We start from the raw sequence: 19851 nt of genomic DNA, 5'->3' as shown, positions 1-19851 counted from the left end.
TGTTTTCTGTAACCGATGTTGACATGTGTCAGCCTTCATGTTTGAGATTTTCCATGTAGACTGAGGTTTTTATAGCAGGAGTACTGAATGACAGAGCCCGCACTGTTCCAGTCCCGGCCCAGACGGCGACTATTGTGGCTGGCGCTTTTCACGTTGGTGGTGGCCGTTCTGGTGTCAGTACGCTTGCAACCGCAACCGGTTGAAGAACGGCTTGTGCGCCTGCATGCCCAGAATGAATTCGGTACGGAATCACCGCTGCTGGGCGAAGCCTTGGCTCTGCAGGCGCTCCTGCTGGATTACCGGGACGACCGCCTGCTGTTGCTGAAAGCTCAGGCCGCGTTGCAGGTATACCCCGAGTGGACCAGGTTTGTAATGGATCTGTTTGGTGAAGAACCGGAATTTCGGCGGGCCCTGCGAGCCCATGGCGAGTATCTGATGCCTCCTGTGATGCATTTTTATCAGAATCCGGTTGGCTCGATTGAGATGATGAACCGGGTTGCCGGCACCGGTAAAGTCCTGACGCCGGAACAGCGTGCCTGGTATGCCGTCAACTTCGCCAATAAAGAAGGGCAGGATTTCACGGGCCAGTTCGTGGTGGGGGCCGATGGCAATAACATAGAGTGGATCTGGACGGAGCGGATTACAGAGGGCATTACGCAGTTCTTCACCAGTGGCATCCGGACTCTGGAATCCCGGTACCGTACCGATCAGCCGATCCGCATGGAAGATGTCGGCTGGGCCGCCGTAGACGCGCTGATTATTGGCAGTGCGGTGAAATTCCTGAAAGCCGGTCGGGCGGCAGCAGGTACTGCAAGAGCCTCGAGTGTCACCGCCCGTTCCGCGGCCTATTCTTCCCGCCTCGCGCGGGCCGGGCGAATGGCTTCGGTCATGGTTAGCAACGCAAAGTGGCCCGCTGCGGTGGCTCTGGTCTATGTCGTTGTCAAACACCCCGCCTTACTGAACGACGTATTCGCCGGCGCTGCCCGGGTACTGGGCGTGCCGGCCTGGATGGTGCAGATACCAGGATGGTTCCTGGTACTGCTGCCACTGCTGTTGCTTACGCGCTGGCTACTGGCCACCGTGCTCTGGTTGCTACCAATAACGTGGCTCCGGGGGCGGAGGCTCAGATAGTGCGCACTAACCGGACGTTCCGGTTTTTCAGGACCGTCGTGGCCTCCTTGAGTTGCTCAGAACTGGAGGCATGCACGGTCAGTACATACTTGCCCTCCTTTAGAGCCGACTGCGCTTTGGCAACATAGGGTGTGTGGTCCGGCCGGAGCGTAACGCCTCCAGCCACCAACAGGCCAAGTATCAGGCCGAGCGCCGCAAGAACGGCTGCGGCAACCACGCCATTCTGGGCAATAAACCCCACGCCGATAGCGCTCAGTATCAGGAACACAATAAAGCCTGCGACTGCACCGCCGATACCGAGCCAGAGATGCGAACGCACCAGCGTTTGCCATATGCCCTGATTCTCTGGCTCCAGCTCTTCACCCGGGTGTTGGTCCTGGGGGCTTACAACAATGACTTGCTCGTGATCCAGACTGGTTTCCTGCGACAGCACCCGTGCAACGCCGTTGGCATCGGTTTCTGTCTCGAATATTGCGGCTACTTTATGGGCTTCCTGTTCACCGGTAATACTCACTGAGGGTTTCATGGAAAGACCTCCTGAGTGTTTCGCCGAGGACCAGATCCTCGTCAAAACATAGCGGCTTCATCAGTAACCCTAGTACACCTGAACCTGTATTTCGAATGACCGTATGGCAACAAACCGATCGGGAATCGCCCGCCATCCCCCAAATTACCAGGCCAGCCAGATTGTGTGACGGGCGCCTTTACCCGGACGCAGGGCTCTCACAACAACGGGTTCCACCGAAAAGCCAGCGCGCCGCAAGCGTTCGGTAAAGGCCTGTTCCGGACCGGCCGACCAGTAGGCGAGAATGCCGTCGTTGCTCAGGGATTTCTGGGCGGCGGCGATGCCTTCCGGAGAGTAGATCCAGTTGTTTTCTTTACGGGTAAGACCTTCCGGACCGTTATCCACATCCAGCAAGATGGCGTCCCAGTTGCCATCGCCCTGCCGCAAAAGTTCTGCCACATCGCCAATGTGAACGGCGGCCCGGGGATCGTCCAGGGGGTAGCCGGCAGCTGTGCCCAATGGTCCGCGATTCCAGGTTTCTACCTCGGGAACCAGCTCGGCCACCGTCACCTGAGCCTGATCGCCTGTAGCCGAAAGCGCTGCCGCCAGGGTAAAGCCCATACCCAGCCCGCCAATCAGGATCCGTGGCGCGGGCAGATGGCTCAGGCGTTCACAGGCGAGGGTGGCGAGTGCATCCTCCGAACCATGTAAGCGGCTGTTCATCAGTTCACCCGGGGCGCCGGCAATCTTGATGGAAAACTCGTCATTACGTTGCAGCAGTCGCAAGCAGGTGCCGTTGCCGGGGATGGTTGCGGTGCCAATTTCGTTAAAGCGGGCCATGGTTGGTTTCCGGTAGTGTGGGCAGGCGGGCATTCTAACCTGTTGATACAGCCTTCGGCGAAAACCGTATCAATCAGTTGCTGCTAAACTGCAGCAATCAATCCGTCCGGCGCAAAGCCCGCCGAATAGTAATGACGGAACCGAAACCGTTGGAGGCAGACTTGGAACGAATGCAAAAGGTAGTCCTGGTGACAGGAGGCGCGAAGGGAATTGGCCGAGGCATAGTGCTGCACCTGGCGGCGGCGGGCTGGAAAGTGGCATTCTGTGATACTGACCAAGCCGTAGGTGAACAGTTGGTTGCCAACGCAGAGGGTGAAGTCGTGTTTCTGGCAGGCGACGTTGCCAGCGAAGCGGATGTTGAGAATATCATTTCCCAAACGGTGCACTGGGGTGGTGGCCTGAATGCCGTTATTAACAACGCTGGCATTGCGGACCCTCATACCGGCCCGATAGAACAACTGGGCCTTGAACAGTGGAAGCGTCGAATGGATGTCAATCTGACCGGGCCGTTTCTGGTGAGCAAACATGCGGTACCGTATCTCCGGAAGGCGAGGGGCGTGATTGTGAATATGGCCTCCACACGGGCCCTGCAATCAGAGCCGGATACTGAAGCCTACGCCGCCACCAAGGGCGGCCTTGTGGCACTGACCCATGCGTTGGCCATTAGCCTGGGACCAGAAATACGGGTGAACTGTATCAGCCCGGGCTGGATAGATACCCGTGACTGGCAGGGAAGCGAGCAGGCTGTCGAGCCTCTGTCAGAAGCGGATCACCAGCAGCATCCGGCCGGCCGCGTTGGCAGGCCCGAAGACATCGCTACACTGGTGGCTTACCTGATTTCCTCCGAGGCTGGCTTCGTCACCGGGCAGAATTTTGTGGTGGACGGAGGCATGACGCGCAAGATGATTTATCAGGAGTGAGTGCTGACCGATAGCCTTGACTACACTGCAACAGAGGTCCATTTGGGCCGGCCGTAAGGAGGTAGCGCATGAAGATTGGTGTACCGAAGGAGATCAAGAACCGCGAATATCGGGTTGGTTTGACGCCAGCGGCGGTTCATGAATTGTGTGGCCATAAACACAAGGTTTTGGTCGAAACTGGTGCAGGTGTCGCCATCGGCTTTTCCGATGAGGATTATCGGCAGGCAGGGGCACACATTGTGGAAAGCCCCAGGGAAGTTTTCGAGCTGGCCGAGCTTATCGTGAAGGTCAAGGAGCCCCAGTCTGAAGAGCGGGCGATGCTGAAGCCGGAGCACACCCTTTTCACCTATCTGCATCTGGCGCCGGACAAACCCCAGACTGACGATCTGGTGCGCTCTGGGGCCACGTGTATCGCGTACGAAACCGTGACTGACCGTACCGGCCATTTGCCCTTGTTGGCACCCATGTCGGAAGTGGCCGGACGAATGGCCATTCAGGCGGGGGCTCACTGCCTGGAAAAGGCCATGGGAGGTCGTGGCGTGTTATTGGGAGGTGTGCCCGGTGTCCCACCGGCGCGAGTAACGGTGGTTGGCGGGGGCGTGGTTGGTCAGAATGCCATTGCCATGGCCATCGGTATGGGAGCCCAGGTGACAGTGCTGGATCGTAACATGGACGTGCTCAGGGAACTCGACCATCGGTATGGGAATCGTCTGACCACCTTATTTTCAACTACTCAGACGCTTGACCAGGCGGTCACTGAATCTGATCTGGTTATTGGCAGCGTGCTTATTCCGGGTGCATCGGCTCCGAAAATCATTACCCGGGATATGATTCGCCGGATGCCCGAGGGCAGCGTGATTGTTGATGTGGCCATTGATCAGGGAGGTTGTGCTGAAACCTCACGGGCAACCACGCACGATGATCCCACCTTCATTGTTGATGGCGTTGTGCATTACTGTGTTGCCAACATGCCCGGCGCCGTCGCGCGCACATCCACGCTGGCCTTGAACAACGTGACCTTGCCTTATGTTGTTGCGCTGGCCAACAAGGGGGCTGACCGGGCGATGAAGGAAGACCCGCATTTGAAGGCCGGTCTCAATGTCGCTGCGGGGAAAGTCACCTATCGGGAAGTCGCAGACGCTACCGGGCACCCCTATACAGACCCCGAATCCTTGCTGGGGTCCTGACCCTGGCTCCCTGGAGGTATCATGAAACTGATTGGATCTATCACGTCGCCTTATGTACGCCGCATTCGGCTCCTGCTGAGCGATGAACCATACGAGTTCATCAATCTCGATATTTATGGGGAAGACCGTGATGAGCTGCGGCGTACTAATCCCACCCTGAAAATCCCGGTACTGATTGATGGCGATCAGGAGCTCTATGACTCACGGGTTATCGCCCGTTATCTTGGTCAGAAGCTTGGGCTTGACGCCCTCACCTGGGACCAGGAGAACCAGTTAACGCTGATTGATGGCGCCAACGATTCTGCGGTAACCATGCTGCTTTCTGAGAGGTCCGGAATCGATACCAGCCAGGATGCAATGTTCTATAACCTTCAGCGCGAACGCATCATGACAACGCTGCGAACCCTGTCCGCCATGGTGGAAGCGGGGCAGTTTAAGCAGTGGAACTATCCTGCCATCTGTCTCTATTGTCTGGTGGACTGGCTGGATTTCCGTGACCTGGTGGATTTTTCCGGGGTCGATAGCCTGTTGGCTTTCCGGGATGCTCACGCAGACAACTCGTGGGTTTCGGTAACCGATCCGCGCAAATAGGGTTCCCCCACGCCCGGAACTCAATCTGCATTTTTCTCCCCCTCCGCCAAAGCCCCTCTGCATAGCCGAGGGGTTCGGGCATCAAGTGAGCGTTTCAGCAACTGGTCGTATTATGCGCTAGGGTAGGTGGTGACTCTTCGCATGCTTCGGCAGATAAGGAGGAACGCTTTGAGTAACTTTCTATCCCTATGGAATGAAGCGGCAACCACGAGCCTGGGCTTTTTCTGGATGGCGCTTTGGGCATTTATTCTGGGTTACGTCATAAGCAGTCTGATTCAGGTTCTGGTTACCCGTAGGAAGATGCAGCAGGCCATGGGGGAGGATGGACCGCGCAGTATCGCGCTCGGCACGTTTTTTGGTTTCATTTCCAGTTCTTGCAGCTTCTCCGCACTCGCCACCACCCGTGCAATCTTCAATAAGGGCGCCGGTCTGGCGCCGTCTCTGGCGTTTATGCTGGCCTCCACAAATCTGGTGATTGAGCTCGGTATCGTGATCGCGGTTTTTCTGGGTTGGCAATTTGTGGTTGGCGAGTATGTGGGTGGTGTACTCCTGATTCTTGTAACCTGGCTGCTGATCCGACTTACCCGGCCGCGCCGGCTTGAAGCTCAGGCTCGCCGAAAGATGGATGACGGCGACGGGGACGGCGGCAACTCTGACAAAAGCTGGAAGGAAAAAATAACTAGTAAAGAAGGATGGCAGGCGATCGCCCAGACCTATGTGATGGAGTGGCAAATGGTCTGGAAAGATGTCCTTATCGGCTTCACCGTAGCCGGCATCATCTCCGCCATGGTGCCTCAGAGTTTCTTTGAAGCTCTCTTTATTGGCGCCGGTGGCGAGAACGCGGCCAACCCTGGCTTCCTCGCTGTACTGTCGCAGACACTGGTTGGGCCGATTGCAGCCTTCTTCACCTTCATCGGTTCCATGGGCAATATTCCTCTCGCGGCCGTATTGTTTGCTCAGGGAGTGAGTTTTGCGGGCGTCATGGCCTTTATCTTTTCCGATCTGGTTGTGCTGCCAGTGCTCAGAATCAACGCCTCCTACTATGGCTGGAAGATGGCGCTGTACATCCTCGCACTGATGCTGGTCGGCATTGTGACTGTGTCATTGCTGATGCACTACAGCCTGGCCCTGCTGGGCATGTTGCCGGACTTCAGCGGCCAGACCTCAATGGGAGAGCGGGAGTTCTTCAAGTGGAATTACCAGGCTGTCTTGAACATCCTGTTTCTGACCGCCACAGCGATACTGCTATGGTTCTGGCGACAAGGGCAGAAGCAGCATTCACATGACCACCACCATCATGATCACGATCATGGCGGATCTTCGCTGACAGATAAGGTGCTGAGTGTTCTGGTAGTGGTTGCGCTGCTATGGCTCGCGGGCGGTGTTGTGGTGCCATTGTTCTGACGGGGCCATTCGGTGGCTGCCTTTATGGTACCCCCGGCAGGACTCGAACCTGCTACCTTCCCCTTAGGAGGGGGACGCTCTATCCAGATGAGCTACGGGGGCATCGTAAAGGAGGCGGTATGATAACGGCCTGAGGCAGCGGGCTCAAGGCCGTCATTTTTCATTTGTTCACACTGTCTTGCCGTTTCCGGGTAGATCACGTGGGTAGTCGCTGACTATCATAGGCTCGGCCTGTTTTCAGGCAGGGGATGGCGCGGAGCCGTCGGATCAAGTACCGGATAAAAAGGAAATCTGCATGAAGTTCTACAAGTTGCTTGCGCTGTTGCTGGTCGTGTCTTTCTCCCAGGCCAGTCTGGCTCAGAGTTTTGGTGGCTTTGACTCCTACGGCGAGGGCACGAAATCCCTGCTGACTACCGTTGTGAAACAGCTGGGTGTCAGTGATCCCGACAACAGTGTGAAGGTCAAGGTATTTGACACCATTGACGTTGCTCTGGAAGGCAACTGGTACTCCTACTGGGTTGGCATGAACGACCTGGCCAGCTCTAAATACCAGGATGGCGCCGAGAAAGGCTTTGTGCAAGTGATGTTGCCCACCAACGACTCGGGCATCTGGATTCTGACGTTCAACAAGGCAAAGGATATTCCGCAGATTATTGTCTCCATGGCCCAGATTCGTCATGGCAGCCAGGACGGAGCCTTGTCTGTGTATAACGAGAAGAAAAACGACACAGAGAACTACGAAGTAAAGAATGAAAGCGACAAGTTTGCTTTTATTCAGGAGAAGGGCAAGGTGGCATTCAGCATTCTGAATGTGGGGACCGGCACTGGGTCTGTGGTGTATTTCAATCAGTTTGCGGTGGATCTGTAACCGGCTTTGTTAACCCGACAACCTGCCCGGCAGGCGAATGATCGCCGGGCAGGTTCGTAGTATCTCTCGTCAATCCTTCGGTACAGGGCCAAGGTCCCGCAGGGTCTGAAGGATCGCCTCATCATTCACGGCATCGCCTCCGGTGGTGACCAGCAGAGCACGTTGTCGTTCAAGCATGGCCTGTTCGAAGGTCTCTTTCAGTTCCTCCAGCGATACGTTCCGAATAGCGTCGGCCAGGGCTTGTCGGCTGTTAAACTCGGCATTTTCCCGGTCGATCTCCCGCCAGTATCGGCTGGAGACTTCGCTCAGTTGCCGGTCACGCTCCAGCAGTTGGCTGATCACCGCCTGTTTTTCCCGCTTAAGCCGGGTGTCATCCATCTCCGCCAGTTGTTGCGCAAAGGTTTGGCTGAATTCCTTGACGGCCGAGTCGATGGCAGATGCATCAGCGGATGGGGATTGCACAACCAGCCCGAGCGCCGGCGTTTCCAGAATCTCGAACGCGGTCGCGTAGACGATGTATCCGAGCTGGCGCGTGGTCCGGATTTCCTCATAGAACGGGCTACTGATGATTTGTGCCAGCAACCGATACCGGGCTCGCTCGGCGTAGGAAGTGTTGTTGCCCTGCAGGTATAAGGTGTAACCGGTATCGGGGTGCTCAACCGCCAGATGCGCGGCGGTCTGGCTCGGAGGCAGCTGGCGAATTCGCGCCCGATCCACGTTGTTACGCTGGTGATCGTTCAGCACCAGAGCCTGTACCTGTCTGGCCATATTCAGGGCACTGGCCTGTGTCAGGTTGCCATGGGCGAGCATGACGGGATCAGTGCGGGCGAGGAAACTGCCGGCAAACCCCCTCAGCTCATTCAGTGTGACGTCGCGCGCAGCGGCCAGGCGCTCCTCCACGGGAAACGTGCCTTCCAGCAAGGCGGTTTGGACAAATTCCGAAGTCTGCTGCACCGGCCGTTCTTTGCTCTTGTTTTCCAGAGCATCCATCAGGTTCTGTCGCGCGATCCTGAATCGTTGTTCGGTAAGGGCGGGATTGGCGAACTCCAGCAGTATCTGGTTAGCCAGCTTGTGCAGCTTGTCGCTGTAGCCGCCGACACGGATGGTAACACCACGAAGATGGGGGTAGACGCTGTAGTCCAGCCCGGCCAGCCGGGCAGAATAGGCCCAGGCGTTGAGGTTGGTGTTAATGGCGTCCACCAGCAGTTGTGTGAGCACTGAACTCCGGGCGGATTCCCGCGCTGCCGGCGTTCTCAGGCTGACAAACAGATTGGCTTTCGGAGTGGCGAAACGGGTATCCCGGGCGTACCAGATATCCAGTCCGTCCAGTTCGGCAATTTTCTCCGGGTGAGCCATGCTATCCCCCCCCACCAGTTCGAGATCTTCTGGAACAAAGGGGTTGGATTCGGGCAGGGCAAGCTGTTCAGCCAGGCTGGGAGCTGCCGGATTATCGAGGTTCAGGGGTGTCCTGACCCAGGGCGTCTGATACCACCGCGTGAGGTTCGGCTCGCTCGCGTCCAGGTTGGGCGCAGCAATCCAGACTTTAAGGTTGGCTGGTTTCAGCTGATTGAGGATCGCCCTGTATTGCTCTGGGGCATACCGCTCAAGCAGCCAGGGGGCGCTTAGAACATCTTCAGGCGGATAGTCCTTGAGGAGTCTGGACAGTCGCATGGCCTCGCTTTGCGCTTCAGCGCGTTCCCGGAAACGGAAATCAATCATGGCCAGCTGTCGCATCTCGTTGAAGCGTTGCTGGCTGATGCCGTTGTCACGAATACGATCTATATATTCAAAGGTGAGGGCAATGATCTCATCCTGGTGTTCCAGGCCTTCCCGGGTGAGCGACATGCTGATGTCGAGAGTGGCGTGTTCGCCGGTGTCCATCCCTGTGCCTGCGGAAAGGCTTTCTACCATGCCTGCGCGTTTCAGAACGTCAAACAGGCTGCCGGGGCCTTCGTGGCCCAGCAGGTTGGCAACGTAGGCTGCGGGTTTACTTTTATAGTAACGCTGCTGAGAGGGGATCGGGAAAGACAGCGTCATGCTGCGATTGTCTTTCAGCGCCTCGGCTGTCACTTTCTCTGGCAACGGGGAGGTGTCGTACAGCGGGTGAGGGTGAACCTTGGGTTCAAGGTTACGGTTGGCGATGGCGCCAAAGCGCTCCTGCACCATGCGTTCCAGCTCATCCAGCGGCTGTGGGCCGTAGACTGCCAGGGTCATGATGTTCGCCGAATAGTTTTCTTCCCAGAAACGAATCAGGTCAGGCCGAAGTGGGTTGCCTTCGGTATTTTCCAGGGTCTCCAGGTTGCCGACCGCAAACTGGCTGAAGGCATGCTTCTGATTGCCCGCCGCCTTCCTGACAGAAAGCAGGCGCCGGCCGTCATCTTTAAGCTTGGAACTGTACTCGGAGTGGACGGCATTGCGCTCACGATCCACCAGTTCCGGCGTGAACAGCGGATGAGAAAACTGTTGGGCGAACCGGTCCAGTGCCGGCTCCAGAAACTCTGCTTCGACATCAAAGAAATAGTTGGTGTCCTCAAACGCTGTGAACGCGTTATGACTGCCGCCGTGGCTGCGAATAAATTGCTGGTATTCGCCTGCCTCCGGGTACTTCTCGGTGCCCAAAAACAGCATGTGCTCGAGAAAGTGCGCCAGGCCAGCCCGCTCTTTCGGGTCGTTTCCGCTGCCCACGGCAACGTTCATGGAGGCGGCGGCTTTGTCTGTTTCCGGGTCCGAAGCGAGGATCACCCGCAAGCCATTGTCGAGTTCGATGAACCGATACTGGTTCGGATCATTGGGACTTTGGGTGGGTGACACACTGGCTGTCGCCAGTGGAGCCAGTAACACGGTGACGACCAGCAACAGCCTCTGCAGCAGAGCGTAGCGAGATCGAACAGGTAACGGATGTTTCGAAGTCATGGGGCCTCGGGTTCCGGAATGGCGTTCAGGTCGGAAAAGGGATCAGTGCATCTGGTTGTTTTTGGCGCTGTCAGGCTTCTGTTCTATGGTTTGGCGCGCGAGTTTGGCCGCCTGGTCAGCGTCGAGTTCACCAGAGGCGATCCGCTCCAGCACCGTCGCCATGATCGCAACGGACTGTCGATAATCGGCAAACTCGGCCTGAAACGCCTTGTCGATTGCCTGGTATACGGCCTGGATCTTGTCTTCCCGGGAACCACTGTCGGCGGCGGTGTCGTTGATGGCCTTCAGGCAGGCACGGGCGATGGCAATATAGCGTTCGGTGTTCGGATTGTTTTTCGGCATGGCAGTTTCTTTTAAACCTTGATGTCTGGCTCGGTTAGTGACGCCGGATGGCGCTGGAAGTTCCCGATTATGTCATTGGTAAGAACCTCTTGCATTGCCTGGTCGTAATTAAATGACCCAATGCGGTGGTCGCGGTTTCTTGTGCTAATCTCAATCACATTGTGTCGATAAACCGGACAGGGAGTGAGGTGGAGTTGGCTGCTTTTAGAGTAATTACTCTAACAAAAACAATGGGTTACAGAGTAAAAGCTCTAAAAAAGTTCGATACATGAGGGTTGCAATTAAGTAGAATTGCCGACCGATGGAATCGGCTACGACTTTAGTCGTATCTGTGTCGGTTAAAGACAAAAAACACAACAGGCAGAATGGAGTACCTATGAATTATTTCCTGACAGGCGGCACCGGTTTTATCGGTCGTTTTCTGGTTGAGAAACTCTTGGCGCGCGGCGGCACCGTGTATGTTCTGGTTCGCGAGCAGTCCCAGGACAAGCTGGAGCGACTCCGGGAGCGCTGGGGTGCAGACGACAAGCAAGTGAAGGCTGTGATCGGCGACCTCACCAGCAAAAACCTTGGTATTGACGCGAAAACGCTGAAATCACTGAAAGGAAATATTGACCACGTATTCCATCTTGCCGCGGTCTACGACATGGGCGCAGACGAAGAAGCCCAGGCGGCCACCAATATCGAAGGCACCAGGGCGGCTGTTCAGGCTGCAGAAGCCATGGGCGCCAAACATTTCCATCATGTGTCATCCATCGCGGCAGCGGGTCTGTTCAAGGGTATCTTCCGGGAGGATATGTTCGAAGAAGCCGAGAAGCTTGATCATCCTTACCTGCGCACCAAGCACGAATCCGAAAAAGTTGTGCGTGAAGAATGCAAGGTTCCGTTCCGCATCTACCGCCCTGGTATGGTCATTGGCCATTCGGAAACCGGCGAAATGGACAAGGTGGACGGGCCCTATTACTTCTTCAAGATGATTCAGAAGATCCGTCACGCGTTGCCCCAGTGGGTACCCACCATCGGTATTGAAGGTGGCCGGCTGAACATTGTACCGGTGGATTTCGTGGTCGACGCCCTGGATCACATTGCCCATCTGGAGGGCGAAGATGGCAACTGTTTCCATCTGGTGGACTCCGATCCGTACAAGGTGGGTGAGATCCTCAATATCTTCTGCGAGGCCGGCCATGCCCCCCGCATGGGTATGCGCATCGATTCCCGGATGTTCGGTTTTATTCCGCCGTTTATTCGCCAGAGCATCAAGAATCTGCCTCCGGTCAAGCGCATTACTGGTGCGCTTCTGGATGACATGGGCATTCCGCCCTCGGTGATGTCTTTCATTAATTATCCGACCCGTTTTGATACCCGGGAGCTGGAGCGGGTACTGAAGGGTACAGACATTGAGGTGCCGCGACTGCCGTCCTATGCCCCGGTGATCTGGGACTACTGGGAGCGTAATCTGGACCCGGACCTGTTCAAGGACCGCACCCTCAAGGGCACGGTTGAAGGTAAGGTTTGCGTGGTCACCGGCGCGACCTCGGGTATTGGCCTGGCAACGGCAGAGAAACTGGCAGAGGCCGGTGCCATTCTGGTCATTGGTGCCCGCACCAAGGAAACTCTGGATGAAGTGGCGGCCAGTCTGGAGGCCAAAGGTGGCAACGTGCATGCTTACCAGTGCGACTTTTCGGACATGGACGACTGCGACCGCTTTGTTAAGACGGTGCTCGATAATCACGGCCACGTGGATGTTCTGGTGAATAACGCGGGTCGCTCCATCCGCCGCTCACTGGCGTTGTCTTTTGACCGGTTCCACGATTTTGAGCGGACCATGCAGCTGAACTACTTTGGCTCCGTTCGGCTGATCATGGGCTTTGCGCCAGCCATGCTGGAGCGTCGCCGCGGGCACGTGGTGAATATTTCTTCCATCGGGGTACTTACCAACGCTCCGCGTTTCTCGGCCTATGTCGCCTCGAAATCCGCACTGGACGCGTTCAGCCGCTGTGCCGCTGCAGAATGGTCGGATCGCAACGTGACCTTCACCACCATCAACATGCCGTTGGTGAAAACGCCGATGATCGCGCCCACCAAGATCTACGATTCCGTGCCGACGCTGACGCCGGATGAAGCCGCCCAGATGGTGGCGGATGCGATTGTGTACCGGCCCAAGCGCATTGCCACCCGTCTCGGCGTGTTCGCGCAGGTTCTGCATGCGCTGGCACCGAAGATGGGTGAGATCATTATGAACACTGGCTACCGGATGTTCCCGGATTCTCCAGCAGCCGCTGGCAGCAAGTCCGGCGAAAAGCCGAAAGTCTCTACCGAGCAGGTGGCCTTTGCGGCGATTATGCGGGGGATATACTGGTAATCGTCGTTATAAACCAAGAAAAAAACCCGCCTCGGCGGGTTTTTTTTCAGGTTGGCGATTTCATTCCTGGGGTTCTTCGGCAATTTCGATTGGCGGCGGCGGAAACCCGCCCAGTTCACGCCAGCGATTGACGATGCCGCAGAACAGGTCTGCTGTCTTTTCCGCGTCGTAGGCGGCCGAGTGGGCTTCCTTGTTGCTGAAGGGAATGCCCGCCAGTTTACAGGCCTGGGCCAGCACGGTGTGGCCGTAGGCGAGGCCCGCCAGGGTAGCGGTATCAAACGTCGAGAATGGGTGGAACGGGTTGCGTTTGATATCGGCCCGCAGCGCTGCCGCGAAAACGAAATTATGGTCAAACGTGGCATTGTGGCCCACCAGGACCGCTCGCTTGCAGTCGTGTTCTTTTACCGCCTTGCGGATGGGAGAAAAAATCTCGCTCAGGCCTTCCCGTTCCGGTACCGCCTCCCGCTCCGGATTCCAGGGATCGATACCGGTGAAATCCAGGGCCGACTGCTCCAGATTGGCGCCTTCGAACGGGTCGATCTGCTGCACGTGGGTTTCGCCCCGGCGCAGCCAGCCATCCTCATCCATGGTCAGCATTACGGCAGCGATTTCCAGCAGAGCATCACGTTCCGGGTTGAAGCCGGCGGTTTCCACATCGACCACCACCGGCAGAAAGCCGCGAAAGCGCTGGGACATGGGGTGGGGCTGTTTGTTTTCGTCTGACACTCGAACTCCGATGTTCGTGGTAGTGAATGAATAGGGTTTACGCCAGGCGCCAGTTAACGGTTTCGCCAGCCTTCAACGGAACAATGCCACCGCCGGCTAGAGGCAGGTTCTCCGGCATGGTCCAGGGTTCCCGCACCAGCGTCACGGTGTCGGTGTTCCGGGGCACGCCATAGAAATCGGCGCCGTTGAAGCTGGCAAAGGCTTCCAGCTTGTCCAGAATGCCCAGTTCCTCGAAGATATCGGCATACAGGCCGATGGCGCCGTAGGCGGAGTAACAGCCAGCACAGCCGCAGGCGGCTTCCTTCTTGTCTTTCGCGTGTGGGGCAGAATCCGTGCCCAGGAAGAAGCGGGGATCGCCGCTGGCCACGACCTCTCTTAGCGCTTCCTGATGCTTGTTGCGCTTGAGGATGGGCAGGCAGTAAAGGTGTGGGCGAATACCGCCGACCAGCATGTGATTGCGGTTATACATCAGATGCTGCGGTGTGAGAGTTGCCCCTAGGTTATTGCCCTGATGGTTACGGACAAACTCGGCCGAATCGGCAGTGGTGATATGCTCAAGAACCACCCGGAGCGACGGGAACGCAGTCAGCGTTGGTGCCAGAACCCGCTCCAGAAACACCTTTTCCCGATCGAAAATATCGATGTCGCTGTCGGTCACCTCGCCGTGTACCAGCAACAGCATGCCGCAATCCGCCATCGCCTCCAGCACCGGGTAGATATTGCGAATGTCCGTTACGCCGGAGGCAGAGTTGGTGGTGGCGCCAGCCGGGTACAGTTTCGCTGCCACTACGCCGGCGGCTTTGGCTTCACGAATGGTCTCGGCGGTGGTGCTCTCGGTCAGATACAGGGTCATCAGGGGCTGGAAGTCCGTTCCCCGGGCCGCGGCCAGAATGCGATCCCTGTATGCCATGGCTGCGCTGGCATCGGTTACCGGCGGTACCAGGTTAGGCATGATGATAGCGCGGCCGAAGCAGGCGGCGGTGGCGGGCACCACATCGTTCAGAATGTCGCCGTCGCGCACGTGCAGGTGCCAGTCGTCCGGGCGTGTGATGGTTATCTGTCGGGTCATGAGAAGGTATCCGAAAGCGAGCGCAAAATTTCGCGGATTATATCAGAAGCGAAAAGCAGATGTTTTTAACCTGTTCGTAAGTTATCCGGCTCAAGTTCCCGGTCGGGTCGCCGTTAACCGGTTAGTTCACTGGTTTAAAGGCTCCACGGGGCATTCCTATGGTTTCACCCAATTGGTTCTTCAGGCAGAGCAGATTGCTGAAATTGCTGGCGACGGCAGGGTTAATGTCATTGCCCTCTGCGCCTGTGCTGTCATCCAGTTATGGTGCCGGTATTGAAAACAGCCAGTGGTATCTCTCCGAGTCGGTCTTTGAGTGTTCCCTTGTCCATGAGGTCCCTGGCTTTGGCCGCGCCGTGCTCAGGCACCGGGCAGGGGAAGACCTGCGTTTCTATCTCGAATCGGATCTCAGTGTGATGCGCCCCGGCCAGGGCCAGTTAGTGGTCGAAGCTCCGCCCTGGCGGCCAGGAGTTCCACCGAGCCCCATTGGTGCTGTGCAGGTAACGGATAGTCCCCGCTCGGTGAACCTGGGGAATCGGGAAGCGGTGTTGATTGCCCAGGGGTTGTCCCGAGGTATGCAGCCGACAGTAACCCGAGCCGCGGTATACAGCGGCCAGCCCGTGCGGGTGCAGTTGTCGAATGTGAATTTTTCCGGCCCGTACGCCGGCTATCGTGAATGCGTTGCCAGTCTGCTGCCGGTTAACTTCGACCAGGTTCGGCGCAGCCGGGTTCCGTTTGCCAGCGGGAGTACCAGCCTGTCACAGGCAGACATGAACTTGCTCGACAATATTGTGACCTACGTGATGGCCGACAGCACGGTAGAAAGAATCTTCGTGGACGGCCATTCCGACAGTATTGGTAGCCGGATTGATAACCGCGCGCTGTCGGAGGAAAGAGCCAACGTGGTGGCCGAGTATCTCAAATCCAGGGGAATTGATGAGACTATGCTGACGGTCCGGGCCCACGGTGATCAGTATCCGGTTTCCCGCCAGCCGGCTGATAACCGCCGCACCACCATTCGTTTGCAACGCCAGGGTGAGCGCCCGGAACTGCTGCAGGCTAACGGTATGGGAAGCGAGTTTTCGGGATAGCCGGAACACGCCATCCCGAGTTTCAATACACTGCGTTCAGGACTTCCAGGTGCGCGGCCACACCCTCTGCCAGGGCTTTCAGGTGATACCCGCCTTCCAGCGTGGAGATGATGCGGTCGTTGGAGTGGTCATTGGCGACACTCACCAGCATTTCCGTTAACCAGCGATAATCCTCGGTTTCCAGATTCAGCTCCGCCATGGGGTCCAGCCGATGCCCGTCAAAGCCTGCCGAGATCAACACCAGTTGCGGACGAAAATCCTGCAGTTTCTTGAGCCAGGCGGCTTCAACCGTCTTGCGGTACTCAGCCGCTGAGCAGTCGGCTGCAATCGGCGCATTGACAATATTGTCGGCCTGCCGGTGCACGTGGGAATGGGGATAAAACGGATGCTGAAAGCTGGAACACATCAGTATGCGTTCATCACCACTGACAATATCGACCGTGCCGTTACCCTGATGCACATCGAAATCGACAATGGCCACCCGCTCAAGGTGATGGAAGGTGAGCGCCCGCATCGCCGCCAGGGCGATATTGTTATAGAAACAGAACCCCATCGACTTGGCACGTTCGGCGTGGTGTCCCGGTGGCCGGGCGCAGACAAAAGCGTTGGTTACCTGGCTGCTCATCACCATATCGACAGCCTGCACATTGCCCCCCGCGGCCAGCTTCGCTGCTCTCAGGGTGTCCGGCATCATCGCGGTGTCCGGGTCGGTGAACACCCGGCCCCGGGTTGGCTGCATCAGGTCCAACTGGTGCAGATAGCTTTCCGGATGCACGGTCAGCAGTTGGTCCCGGGTGATTTCTTCCGGACGAACCCAGTCCAGTTCCTGTTGCAGGTTGGTATCCGCGAGGTAGGCGAGAATGCTTGAAAGACGCTCAGGGCTTTCCGGGTGCTCCGGGCCCATGTTGTGTTTCTTGCAGTCGTCGTGGGAAAAAAATGCCGTGGTCATGGGTAATGCCTGAACCTGAATATGCTTATTATCGCATTCATGTTATCAGGGATAACCGAAGCCTGTCGTATTTCTTTGGTCTAATAACTCGTTAGTCGATTTACATCATGAAATCGCCACCTAAGATAAGGTATACACTGATAAGCAAGCCGTTTTATTGAAGTTTGTACATTCCTGTCGCGCACACCACTGGGAGAGCCGCGTTGAGTACCCGCTATCTGGAAAGCCTGTTCAATCCTGAATCCATTGCCGTTATTGGCGCCTCGGAACGCGCTGACAACCTCGGGGGTATGGTGTTGCGGAACCTGCTGGGCGGCGGCTATCCGGGCCGGCTCGTGGTGGTCAACCAGAGCGACTACGAAAACGTGCACGGGGTGCCCTGTGTGCGCAAAGTGTCCAAACTGGATTTCAGTCCGGACCTGGCGATCATCTGTACCCCGCCGGACACGGTGCCGAAAATGATCCGGAAACTCGGTGAATGCGGCGTGCGCACCGCCATTGTAATGACTGGGGGCATGTCCCGGACTCACAGTAAAACCGGCCAGCCATTGATGTATTCAGTGCGCGATGCCGCCCGGGAGACCGGCATCCGCGTACTGGGCCCCAACACTATCGGTTTGATGGTGCCGGCGCGGCATCTGAACGCCACCTATGCCCATATGGGGGCCATTCCCGGCCGCGTTGCTTTCGTGGGGCAGTCCGGCACCATTGCCAGTTCGGTGCTGGACTGGGCTTTTGCCAGGGGGGTGGGCTTCTCTTACTTCCTGACCCTGGGCGATGGCATGGACATCGATCACGACGACCTGATCGACTATCTGGCCCAGGACACCCAGACCCGGGCGATTCTTCTGCACATTGAAAACATCCCCAATCCCAGGCGTTTCATGTCAGCGGTGCGGGTGGCCTCCCGAACCAAGCCTGTGATTGCGGTGAAATCCGGACGGGTGCCCGAATCCGAGTGGTTTACCCATGCCTTGCCCGCTGGTATCAAACGCAGCGACCCGGTCTACGATGCCATGCTTCAGCGCGCCGGTGTGTTAAGGGTGGACGGGCTTGGCCAGATGTTTGATGCCCTGGAAACCCTGACCCGGATGCGCCCGCTGCGTCGGGAATCCCTGGCCATCATGGCCAACGGCGTGGGCCCCGGCGTATTGGCGGTGGACCGGCTGGCGGATCTCGGCGGTGAACTGGCGGAGCTGTCGGAAGATACGGTCAGGGAACTGGGGGAACTGTTGCCGCCGTACTGGACCCGCAAGAACCCCATCGACCTGAACTATGACGCCACGCCCGAGCTCTATGGCAAGGCCATCAAGATTCTGGCGAAGGACCCGAACGTGGCTAACGTGCTGGTGATGTACGCACCCACACTGATCGAAGACAGCCTGCAGATTGCCGATTCCGTGGTGCAGGCGTCCAAGGGCACCCGCCTGAACATCTTTACCTGCTGGTTGGGGCAGAGCACGGTGATGGATTCCCGGGAAGAGTTTTACCGGGCTGGGCTGCCATCGTTCTTTAACCCGGAAAAAGCGGTGATGGCGTTCATGCAGCATGTTCGGCATCAGCGCATCCAGCGGCTGCTGACCGAGACGCCCGAATCGTTTACAGACCACTTCGCCGACCGGGCCAACACCCGCAAACTGGTCGCCAGGGCCTTGCGGGATGGCCGGCGGCATCTGTCTAACCGGGAAGCCCGGCGGGTGATTTGCGACTACGGCATCAATACCATTGAAACCGTCTACTGTGATGACGTGGAAGAGGTGCTGGAGGTCTTCGCTGTCGAGCGCCGCCCCATTGATGTAACTGTTATCCACGAAGATGTGTGTTATCCCTTCCTGGATCTGAGCCCGACCCAGCGCCGCTATAAGGGCACGGTCAAAAAGCTCAACAGCGAACAGGTGATCATCGACAGCTGCCGCTTCCTGATGGACGAATATCGGGAGCATTTCCCGAAAAGCGGGTTCCTGGGTTTTGCCGTCCAGCGTTCCTACCAGCATGTTGGCGGCATCGAGTTCAGTGTGGGGATCACTCGTGATGAGGTGTTCGGGCCGCTGGTGGTTTGCGGGGCAGCCGGTGCCCAGATCAATATCATGACCGATCGCCAGATTGCCTTGCCGCCCCTGAACATGGTGCTGGCCCGCGAGCTGCTGCGGCGTACTTACATGTACAAACTGCTTAAAGAACACAGCCTGAAGCCGGAAGAGGATATCCGGGCGGTGTCCGAAACCCTGGTGACGCTGTCACAGATTGTGATCGATATACCAGAGATCAAGGGCCTGGAAATCTCGCCATTGCTATTCAATGAGCAGGGCGCCGTTGCTGTAAACATCGCCATTGACCTGGATGAACATCCGATCAAGCCCATTATCCAGCCCTACCCGCGAGAGCTGGAGGAGTGGCTGGTATTGCCCAAATCCGGTCGCCGCGTGATTATTCGCCCGGTGCTGGCGGAGGATGAGCCTGCTCATCGGCTGTTTCACGAGCATCAGTCTCCGGAATCCATCCGTTACCGATTCTTCCAGTACCGCAAGCATTTTTCCCGGGAAGACGTGGCCCAGATGGTGCAAATCGACTATGACCGGGAAATGGTGTTCATCGCCAATGCGCCCCGTGAAGATGGTGAAGGCGAGGAGACCCTGGGTACCGTGCGTACCTGGACCGATGCCGACAATCTGCGTTGCGAGTTCGCCGTCATGGTAGATGACCGGATGAAAGGCGAAGGCCTGGGCGTGGCCCTTATGCAGAAGATGATTGATTATTGCCGTGCCCGGGGCACCATGGAAATGATCGGCAATGTGTTGCCGGACAACCGGCCGATGTTGCAGCTGGCCGAGCATCTGGGGTTCGAAATCAAATACAACCCGGAGGAAGAAGTGATGGATCTGCGACTGGTACTGAACGAGCCGCAGAAAGACTGGCAGAAGGAACGGCTGGGCAAAGGGGGGCATCTGTAGCCCCC

The 19851-nt window shown here is 57.3% G+C and carries 16 protein-coding genes and 1 tRNA gene; 9 read left to right on the top strand and 8 right to left on the bottom strand.

Translation table 11 applies throughout. From position 1 onward, the window contains the following. Window positions 1-87: 87 nt before the first annotated feature. Window positions 88-1131 carry a hypothetical protein gene (locus MARHY_RS11620; protein WP_011785975.1) on the top strand — a complete coding sequence of 348 codons (1044 nt, stop codon included), beginning with the start codon at window positions 88-90 and terminating at the stop codon, window positions 1129-1131. On the opposite strand, the gene MARHY_RS11615 is transcribed toward MARHY_RS11620, so the two are convergent. Further along, complete coding sequence (locus MARHY_RS11615; RefSeq protein ID WP_011785974.1) at window positions 1124-1657, bottom strand: hypothetical protein; 534 nt, start codon at window positions 1655-1657, stop codon at window positions 1124-1126. The two genes, MARHY_RS11620 and MARHY_RS11615, sit on opposite strands and share 8 nt — an antisense overlap. A 144-nt stretch (window positions 1658-1801) precedes the next feature. Then, complete coding sequence (locus MARHY_RS11610) at window positions 1802-2476, bottom strand: spermidine synthase (protein WP_014421973.1); 675 nt, start codon at window positions 2474-2476, stop codon at window positions 1802-1804. A gap of 131 nt (window positions 2477-2607) precedes the next feature. Here MARHY_RS11610 and MARHY_RS11605 point away from each other — a divergent pair, with 131 nt between their 5' ends. The 4 genes from MARHY_RS11605 (at window position 2608) to MARHY_RS11590 (ending at window position 6578) form a co-directional block, all read left to right on the top strand. Continuing rightward, entirely contained in the window at window positions 2608-3396 is a 789-nt protein-coding gene (locus MARHY_RS11605; RefSeq protein WP_014421972.1) for an SDR family oxidoreductase, read from the top strand. Window positions 3397-3464: 68 nt separating this feature from the next. Then, window positions 3465-4583, top strand: a complete 1119-nt coding sequence (gene ald / locus MARHY_RS11600; RefSeq protein ID WP_014421971.1) for an alanine dehydrogenase — start codon at window positions 3465-3467, stop codon at window positions 4581-4583. A gap of 21 nt (window positions 4584-4604) precedes the next feature. Then, window positions 4605-5174, top strand: coding sequence for a glutathione S-transferase family protein (locus MARHY_RS11595; RefSeq protein ID WP_014421970.1), 570 nt, complete (start codon window positions 4605-4607; stop codon window positions 5172-5174). Between the two features lie 168 nt (window positions 5175-5342). Beyond that, a complete protein-coding gene (locus MARHY_RS11590) occupies window positions 5343-6578 on the top strand; it encodes a permease (protein ID WP_014421969.1) in 1236 nt (411 codons plus the stop codon). 25 nt (window positions 6579-6603) lie between these two features. On the opposite strand, the gene MARHY_RS11585 is transcribed toward MARHY_RS11590, so the two are convergent. Continuing rightward, window positions 6604-6680 (bottom strand) — tRNA-Arg (locus MARHY_RS11585). A 193-nt stretch (window positions 6681-6873) separates the two neighbouring features. Here MARHY_RS11585 and MARHY_RS11580 point away from each other — a divergent pair. Beyond that, on the top strand, window positions 6874-7446 hold the full coding sequence (locus tag MARHY_RS11580) for a hypothetical protein (RefSeq protein ID WP_011785969.1): 573 nt from the start codon (window positions 6874-6876) through the stop codon (window positions 7444-7446). 69 nt (window positions 7447-7515) lie between these two features. Here MARHY_RS11580 and MARHY_RS11575 read toward each other — a convergent pair whose 3' ends face one another. Together MARHY_RS11575 and MARHY_RS11570 are read right to left on the bottom strand one after the other, a co-directional pair. Beyond that, the gene (locus tag MARHY_RS11575; RefSeq protein ID WP_014421968.1) at window positions 7516-10359 is read right to left on the bottom strand and encodes an insulinase family protein; all 2844 of its coding nucleotides are present in this window, start codon (window positions 10357-10359) and stop codon (window positions 7516-7518) included. Window positions 10360-10401: 42 nt separating this feature from the next. Then, window positions 10402-10701: a hypothetical protein gene (locus tag MARHY_RS11570; protein ID WP_011785967.1), complete on the bottom strand. Its 300-nt coding sequence runs from the start codon at window positions 10699-10701 to the stop codon at window positions 10402-10404. 376 nt (window positions 10702-11077) lie between these two features. Between MARHY_RS11570 and MARHY_RS11565 the strand changes: the two genes are divergently transcribed. Beyond that, complete coding sequence (locus MARHY_RS11565; RefSeq protein WP_014421967.1) at window positions 11078-13063, top strand: SDR family oxidoreductase; 1986 nt, start codon at window positions 11078-11080, stop codon at window positions 13061-13063. Between the two features lie 60 nt (window positions 13064-13123). Here MARHY_RS11565 and rnt read toward each other — a convergent pair whose 3' ends face one another. Together rnt and pyrC are read right to left on the bottom strand one after the other, a co-directional pair. Then, complete coding sequence (gene rnt, locus MARHY_RS11560) at window positions 13124-13789, bottom strand: ribonuclease T (RefSeq protein ID WP_011785965.1); 666 nt, start codon at window positions 13787-13789, stop codon at window positions 13124-13126. A 37-nt stretch (window positions 13790-13826) separates the two neighbouring features. Beyond that, window positions 13827-14858, bottom strand: coding sequence for a dihydroorotase (pyrC, locus tag MARHY_RS11555; RefSeq protein WP_014421966.1), 1032 nt, complete (start codon window positions 14856-14858; stop codon window positions 13827-13829). A gap of 158 nt (window positions 14859-15016) precedes the next feature. On the opposite strand from pyrC, the gene MARHY_RS11550 reads away from it, so the two are divergent. Then, complete coding sequence (locus MARHY_RS11550) at window positions 15017-15946, top strand: flagellar protein MotY (protein WP_014421965.1); 930 nt, start codon at window positions 15017-15019, stop codon at window positions 15944-15946. Between the two features lie 22 nt (window positions 15947-15968). Here the strand turns inward: MARHY_RS11550 and MARHY_RS11545 are convergent, their stop codons facing one another. After that, complete coding sequence (locus tag MARHY_RS11545) at window positions 15969-16895, bottom strand: histone deacetylase family protein (RefSeq protein WP_014421964.1); 927 nt, start codon at window positions 16893-16895, stop codon at window positions 15969-15971. A gap of 203 nt (window positions 16896-17098) precedes the next feature. Between MARHY_RS11545 and MARHY_RS11540 the strand changes: the two genes are divergently transcribed. Then, entirely contained in the window at window positions 17099-19846 is a 2748-nt protein-coding gene (locus MARHY_RS11540) for a bifunctional acetate--CoA ligase family protein/GNAT family N-acetyltransferase (protein WP_014421963.1), read from the top strand. Window positions 19847-19851 lie beyond the last annotated feature (5 nt).

Origin of the sequence: Marinobacter nauticus ATCC 49840 (genome assembly GCF_000284615.1) — a bacterium.
Lineage (GTDB): Bacteria > Pseudomonadota > Gammaproteobacteria > Pseudomonadales > Oleiphilaceae > Marinobacter > Marinobacter nauticus.
This window is presented reverse-complemented; position numbering and strand designations above follow the sequence as displayed.

Excerpts from the sequence above, each read along its gene's own strand:
- MARHY_RS11610 (WP_014421973.1), bottom strand. The coding sequence starts at position 2,476 with ATGGCCCGCTTTAACGAAATTGGCACCGCAACCATCCCCGGCAACGGC.
- MARHY_RS11545 (WP_014421964.1), bottom strand. The coding sequence starts at position 16,895 with ATGACCACGGCATTTTTTTCCCACGACGACTGCAAGAAACACAACATG.
- MARHY_RS11605 (WP_014421972.1), top strand. The coding sequence starts at position 2,608 with ATGACGGAACCGAAACCGTTGGAGGCAGACTTGGAACGAATGCAAAAG.
- MARHY_RS11575 (WP_014421968.1), bottom strand. The coding sequence starts at position 10,359 with ATGACTTCGAAACATCCGTTACCTGTTCGATCTCGCTACGCTCTGCTG.
- MARHY_RS11565 (WP_014421967.1), top strand. The coding sequence starts at position 11,078 with ATGAATTATTTCCTGACAGGCGGCACCGGTTTTATCGGTCGTTTTCTG.
- MARHY_RS11615 (WP_011785974.1), bottom strand. The coding sequence starts at position 1,657 with ATGAAACCCTCAGTGAGTATTACCGGTGAACAGGAAGCCCATAAAGTA.
- ald (WP_014421971.1), top strand. The coding sequence starts at position 3,465 with ATGAAGATTGGTGTACCGAAGGAGATCAAGAACCGCGAATATCGGGTT.
- pyrC (WP_014421966.1), bottom strand. The coding sequence starts at position 14,858 with ATGACCCGACAGATAACCATCACACGCCCGGACGACTGGCACCTGCAC.
- MARHY_RS11570 (WP_011785967.1), bottom strand. The coding sequence starts at position 10,701 with ATGCCGAAAAACAATCCGAACACCGAACGCTATATTGCCATCGCCCGT.
- MARHY_RS11550 (WP_014421965.1), top strand. The coding sequence starts at position 15,017 with ATGGTTTCACCCAATTGGTTCTTCAGGCAGAGCAGATTGCTGAAATTG.
- MARHY_RS11595 (WP_014421970.1), top strand. The coding sequence starts at position 4,605 with ATGAAACTGATTGGATCTATCACGTCGCCTTATGTACGCCGCATTCGG.
- MARHY_RS11580 (WP_011785969.1), top strand. The coding sequence starts at position 6,874 with ATGAAGTTCTACAAGTTGCTTGCGCTGTTGCTGGTCGTGTCTTTCTCC.
- MARHY_RS11620 (WP_011785975.1), top strand. The coding sequence starts at position 88 with ATGACAGAGCCCGCACTGTTCCAGTCCCGGCCCAGACGGCGACTATTG.